The sequence below is a fragment of the Chelativorans intermedius genome (assembly GCF_025398255.1).
GTDB lineage: Bacteria > Pseudomonadota > Alphaproteobacteria > Rhizobiales > Rhizobiaceae > Chelativorans > Chelativorans intermedius.
The window spans coordinates 1-5,809 of sequence record NZ_JAODNW010000055.1 but is presented as its reverse complement, the minus strand read 5'-3'; the positions used below and the strand labels follow the sequence as shown (position 1 = coordinate 5,809).

The 5,809-nt window shown below is 61.8% G+C and carries 5 protein-coding genes and 1 pseudogene; all 6 read right to left on the bottom strand.

The annotated features are described in order from the left end of the window. Positions 1-283 precede the first annotated feature (283 nt). Positions 284-1,225 carry a DUF4432 family protein gene (locus tag NYR58_RS19980; protein ID WP_261522891.1) on the bottom strand — a complete coding sequence of 314 codons (942 nt, stop codon included), beginning with the start codon at positions 1,223-1,225 and terminating at the stop codon, positions 284-286. Positions 1,226-1,285: 60 nt separating this feature from the next. Further along, positions 1,286-2,386: an ABC transporter ATP-binding protein gene (locus NYR58_RS19975; RefSeq protein WP_261522890.1), complete on the bottom strand. Its 1,101-nt coding sequence runs from the start codon at positions 2,384-2,386 to the stop codon at positions 1,286-1,288. A gap of 42 nt (positions 2,387-2,428) precedes the next feature. Beyond that, positions 2,429-3,256, bottom strand: a complete 828-nt coding sequence (locus tag NYR58_RS19970; RefSeq protein WP_261522889.1) for a carbohydrate ABC transporter permease — start codon at positions 3,254-3,256, stop codon at positions 2,429-2,431. Further along, the gene (locus NYR58_RS19965; protein WP_261522888.1) at positions 3,253-4,173 is read right to left on the bottom strand and encodes a carbohydrate ABC transporter permease; all 921 of its coding nucleotides are present in this window, start codon (positions 4,171-4,173) and stop codon (positions 3,253-3,255) included. The genes NYR58_RS19970 and NYR58_RS19965 overlap by 4 nt, the downstream gene beginning before the upstream one ends. A 55-nt stretch (positions 4,174-4,228) precedes the next feature. Then, on the bottom strand, positions 4,229-5,569 hold the full coding sequence (locus NYR58_RS19960) for an ABC transporter substrate-binding protein (RefSeq protein ID WP_261522887.1): 1,341 nt from the start codon (positions 5,567-5,569) through the stop codon (positions 4,229-4,231). Between the two features lie 2 nt (positions 5,570-5,571). Next, positions 5,572-5,809 (bottom strand): annotated as a pseudogene (locus NYR58_RS19955) (hypothetical protein); the annotation flags it as partial.

The window sequence follows — 5,809 nt, the reverse complement described above, 5'->3', positions numbered from 1 at the left end:
TCCAGCCAGCATGTTGAATCAGAATTCACCGCCAAAGGGAATCCCTGCCGATTCAGCCTCGTTTCATCCCGCTCTAGTCGCCACACGTGCCTCTTCCTCGCTGCTGAGACGGACAGCGTGAGAGTAACTGGAACCTGCGCCAGTGTAGCCCGCGCCCGTGTGGATGACCCGCCAAGTGCTTCAGTGCTGCGCTCCATGTGTTTCATACATTCCGCTTGGCTGCTTCCTTCGGGAGGAACGCAGCGTCAGACTTGAGCTCCCCTGCCAGCAGTTGGGTTGCCGGTTACAACGGGTTCGAAGCGAACGCGATGTCGATTGCGAATGAACGGGCTTCGCCGGCATTGATTGGCGGCGACGGCTCGTTGGCGCCGTCGGGAAGGCGGCCGATGCTGCAGGGCTCGATGGACAACACGCCGCGATGTGGTCGTAGATCCCGCCAAAGCTGGAGCCATGGCAGTGTGTCAGTGCGCCAGCGAAAGGCGATCGCAGCTCCGCGGTGGGCCAAGACGACGTGACAAACGGCCCATCCAGCAGACGCGCGATGAAGCGTTGGGGTCTGGGGCTTTGACTCCGGCGGCGAGAGCGGACCGACGACACGGTTCCCGTCCAGAAGCACCTGGGTGCCGTTGCGTACCGCGGGATAGCCGAGATTGAAATGATAAAGCGCGAGCACCGCGGCAGGGTCGGGACCGATGATCTCGACACGATCGCGGATGCGGATTGTCGCTCCCCCGATCGGAGCCTCAATCCGCCGGCGCAGCCGATATCCGTAACCACCATGGCGCCAACATGTCGCCTCGCCCTCGCAACGGAGGATAGGCTCCTCCGCATCCCAGTTCTCGCCGAAACTCAACAGCCGGGCCGGGGTGAATGGCGCCGAACCGTGGAGCGGCAACCCGTCAACCGGCTGGCGGATATGATCGAAGCCGCAGGTGTTGAGAAAGCCTCCGAAGCCATGCTCGAACACGCGCTGATCGCCCCCCGACACATCCACGGGCCGCATCCCCGCCGGGCTCTGCCAAGCGATCTGGCTGCCGTGCCACGAAAGCGCGGCAATATCGAGCATGCGGCCCGGCACCACCCAGAAGTCCAGTCCGCCTCCGGTGGAAAAGACGAGCGCCTCGACCCCGGCTTCGGGCCCGTCCATGAGCGTAACGCGGCGCAAACTGGCGACCTGTTTGAGATCGCCGACGAGGCTGCGAAGGACTGAAGGTGCCGGAAGCATGCTCAGGCAATATCCGGACGCGTGGAATACGGAGCGAACCTTGCTCCCTCCTGAGGACATTCAACCGCCGGTGACGCGCTCGCCCGAAGAATCGAACAGGTGCCAGCCGTCGGCCAGAGCTTTGACATGAAGTGTCTCTCCCGTGTGAAGCGTCTCGGCTACAGCCTGAAAGTCGGCCGCAATCTTGACCGTTAGATCGCCCATTGGGCTTTTCCCGAATGCATAGGTATCGGAACCGGTGTATTCGACCGCTCCCACCACCATCGGCACGCTGCCCTCCAGTGGTTCGCGCGCTATATCGAAACCCTCGGGACGGATGCCAAGCGTATAGCCACCGGCGGCCACGCCCGCAAGCGAGGCGGACTCCGACCCGCGCGACCTAAGAACGAGCTGTTCGAACCAGGCCGTGCCGTTGTCGAACCACAGCTTTCCTTCCATCATGTTGATCTCGGGAGAGCCGATGAAGCTGGCGACGAAGGTGTTGCGCGGCCTCTCGTATATTTCACGCGGAGAACCAACCTGCTGGATACGCCCCTTCTCAAGCAGCACGATGCGGTCGGCCATCGTCATGGCCTCGATCTGATCATGCGTGACGAAGATGGAGGTCGCGCCCAACTTTTCGTGCAGCTCACGCAGTTCGATACGGGTTCTGGCGCGCAGTTTCGCATCCAGGTTGGAGAGCGGCTCGTCGAAGAGGAATACCCGCGGCTGACGCACGATTGCCCGGCCCATCGCCACGCGCTGCCTCTGTCCGCCGGACAGTTGTCCGGGCTTGCGGTGCTCAAGCCCCTCTAGGGACAGCATTCGCACCGACTCGGTCAGCCGCTCGCCGATCGTGGTCTTGTCCATGCCGCGCATGCGCAGCGCAAATGTCATGTTCTCCGCGACCGTCATATGCGGGTAAAGCGCGTAGGATTGGAACACCATCGCCATGTCGCGGTCGCCCGGATCGCGTTGCGTGACGTCCTCCCCCTCTACGCTGACGGTGCCGGCATCGATGCTTTCCAGTCCCGCGATCATCCTCAGCAGCGTGGATTTGCCGCTGCCCGAGGGACCGACCAGCACGACAAACTCGCCCGAGCGAATATCGAGGTCGAGCGACGGGATGACCTCGACGCTCCCGTAGGACTTTTTCAGGCCTCTCAGCGAAACGTTAGACATCGACATCCCCGTCGCGGCGCAAGGGCGCCAGTTTCATATTGCTCATTTCACCGCTCCCGCAAGCAGGCCGCGCACGATGAAGTTCTGCCCGACCAATATGAGAAGCAGCGCGGGCATGATCGACAAAAGCGTTCCGGCCGCCATCTCGCCGTAGCGTATGTCGTATTCCTGGGCGAAGGTGGCAATCGCCACCGGAACAGTCATCGTGTCGCGCGACGTCAAAGTGAGCGAGATGGCGAAGTCGCTCCATGAGAAGATGAAGGTGAGCGCGGTAGCCGCGATCATGCCGCCGCGCACGAGCGGAAAGACGATGCGCCAGAACACCTGGGCATAGGTACAGCCGTCCATCCGCGCTGCCTGGATGAGCTCGCGCGGCAACGCGCCGACAAAGCTGACCATGAGGAACAGCGCCATCGGTAGGTTGTGCACGGCATGCGTCATGATGACAGCGAAATAGGTGCCGTGCAGCCCTATCGAAGAGTACATCAGGTACCACGATCCGACAAAGGTCAGCGTCGGCAGCATGTGGAACAGAAGCGCCCACCCAAGTATCGCCCAACGGACCCACGGTTTCACCTCCAGGTAGGCAAGGGTAAACGCCGCCATCGTGGCGGCGATGATCACAATGGCTGTCGACACGACGCCGATCAGCGCGCTGTTGAACAGATTCGCCAGGAAATCCGACTGGCGGGAGAAAAGCAGTTCCTGGAAGTTCATCCAGGTAAAAGGCGACAGGGTGGCGCCCGTAATGATGTCGATCTTGAACTTGAAAGCGTTGGAAAGCACCCACAATGTCGGCCCCAGTATCATCAGGGCATAGCCCCAGACGACCGAATTGGCGAGCAGACCTCCGACACGGCTCCGGTTCATGTCGCGGCCTCCCGTCTCGACGCCCGCCGCTGCACGAAGGCGCGGGCGAGAATAATGATGAGGCTGATGGAAAACAGCGTCACGACCGACATCGCGGCACCGTAGCCGACCTGGTCCTGCCGGAAGAATGTTCTGTATATCGAGAAGTTCACGACTTCCGTCGCGGTTCCGGGGCCCCCGGACGTCAGGAGGTAGACCTCGTCGAAGACTTTGAACGAGAGGATGACGCGAAAGAGCAGCGTGATGGCGATGGTCGGCAGCATCATCGGCATAATGACATGGCGGATCTGCTGCCAGCGGCTCACGGTGTCGATGCGCGCCGCTTCCAGCACCTCCCCGTCGAGGGATTCGAGACCGGCCAGCATCAGCAGGAAGACGAAAGGCGTCCAGTGCCAGATATCGACGAAAATGACCGATGCCAGCGCAAGGTCCGGATCGCCCAGCCAGTCCACCGGGCCGAGGCCAAAGAAACCCAGCAGCGTGTTCGCCAGTCCGAACTCGCGACCCATGATCAGCCGCCACATCGTTCCGATCACGATCGGCGGCACCACGATCGGCAGGAGGAAGATGCCCGTCAGCAATGCGCGGCCATAGGAACCGGCGGTTTTCACCGCCAGAGCCATCGAAAAGCCGAGGATCATCTGGCCGCTGACTGCTACGACCGCGAAAACGATATTGTTTCGCACGCCGGCCCAGAAGACAGTCTCCTGCGAAAATAGCCGTCGGAAGTTCTCCATGCCTACGAAATCGAATCGCGCCGCGCCGTCTTGCCATTCGACGTGAAAAAAGCTCAGGCCGAGCAGATTGACGACAGGGAACGCCGTGAGCACGATGAAGAACGCGGCGACAGGCAAGAGGGAAACGACCACCCATCGCCGGTTACGCCGGGCCTTCTCGTCGAGTCCTGCAGGGGCCATCGTTTGTCCAGTCCGATCCGAGAGTGGCGCCGGCAGAGGCCGGCGCCTTGTGCGATCACAGGTCCGGCAGCTTCGAGACCGTGAAGCCGGCCCGCTCCAGAACGCCTGCCAGATCGGCGGCTGCCTGGTTTAGCGCCTGCACTTGCGTGAGTTCCCCAATGACCGCACGGTTGAAGCTCAGCGCCATGGCGTCGGACGCTTCGGCGGCGCTGGCGAAGGGCAGCCCCATCACCGCATGTCGCGCATTCTGGGAATAGGCCTCGATGAAGCGGAAGGCGGCTTCGTCGCCGAGATCGGCACCCGTGATGTCGCCGCGGACCGGGACGCCGCCGGCGCGGACATAGTCGACCTGCCGTTCCTTCTGGGCAAACCAGTCGAGGAAGGCGAGCGCCGCCTTCTGCTTTTCCGGGGCGACATTCTTCGGAATGCCGGCGACCCAGTGGCCCGCGCTCGACGCAATCATGCCGTCCGGTCCGGCAGGAAGCAGCGCCGCATTGATTTTGCCGACGACGCGCGAGGCGTTGGGGTCTTCGAGTTGTCCCCAGGCGGCAATAACCGCGATCGCCTGCGCGCCCTTGCCGGTCGCCATCAACTGGATCAGTTCACCTTGCGCGATGTTGCCGGGTCCGGGAGGGCCGGCCTCGGTCGCGATTTTGACGTATGTCTCGAGCGCCTTCAGCCCTTCCGGGCTGTTGAGCGTGACCTCCGCCTGGTCGGGGCCGGTGATGCGGAAGAACGCGGCATCATGGCTGAACAGATAGGGCGTGAAATTGTACACGATTGAATCGCGCGCCGCCCGCGGCACGAATCCGTAATACTCCCCGCCCTCCTGGATGGCCTTAGCGTTTGCGAAAAGGTCGTCCCAGGTCTTCGGTGGCTTGAGACCAAACTGCTCATAGATCTCGGTATTGTAATAGAGCACCTGGACATTGCCGTTAACCGGAACGCCCATGAGCGCACCATCAGATGAGAAGGTGGCGGCCGAAGCGTCCCAGTTGGTGGTGTTGCCATATGAAAGCACGCCTTCCGGCAGCTGATAGTTCGCCTCGATCTCGCCAAGTGGCGCCAGGAAGCCTCCGGAATAAATTTCGGAAAGCCAAAGCGAATTTACGTTCACGATGTCGTATGAACCCTGCGAGGCCCGCACCGAGTTGCGTATCTTCTCGAGTAGCCCGCCGAACGGCGTAACGTCGAGTTCCACCCGGTTGCCGGTTTCCTCCTCGTATTGATCGACCATTGCAACGAATGAGTCTAGCCAGGGCGACTGGTTGATTGCCATTGAAATCGTCGGCTGGTCCTGGGCCGAGGCAGCACCTGCCCCGGCCGACATCAAAAGCGCGGCCACCAGAGTACGGCATACGCGCTGCCGGTTCTTGATTCTCGTTGCGGCATACATGGTCATTTCCTCCCTTGCATTGGTGAGGTTGAGGTGAACTGATCGAGCGACATCCAGGCGAAATATTCCGGCGGCGCGTCATGCTCTCCAAGGATGCGGACGATCGCGTCCCTGAGCCGGGCCTCGACCGCCGGGTTCTGTATGGGCCTCAACTGGTTGGGGTCGCTCGCATTGTGATAGGTTGCGGACTCGAAGGCTCCGAACTTCGTTCCGTCCAATCCCGGGGGGCGTCGGGCCTCG

Bases quoted from the DNA above. Each gene is read 5' to 3' on its own strand.
- NYR58_RS19980 (WP_261522891.1), bottom strand. From the start codon at position 1,225: ATGCTTCCGGCACCTTCAGTCCTTCGCAGCCTCGTCGGCGATCTCAAA.
- NYR58_RS19965 (WP_261522888.1), bottom strand. From the start codon at position 4,173: ATGGCCCCTGCAGGACTCGACGAGAAGGCCCGGCGTAACCGGCGATGG.
- NYR58_RS19975 (WP_261522890.1), bottom strand. From the start codon at position 2,386: ATGTCTAACGTTTCGCTGAGAGGCCTGAAAAAGTCCTACGGGAGCGTC.
- NYR58_RS19970 (WP_261522889.1), bottom strand. From the start codon at position 3,256: ATGAACCGGAGCCGTGTCGGAGGTCTGCTCGCCAATTCGGTCGTCTGG.
- NYR58_RS19960 (WP_261522887.1), bottom strand. From the start codon at position 5,569: ATGTATGCCGCAACGAGAATCAAGAACCGGCAGCGCGTATGCCGTACT.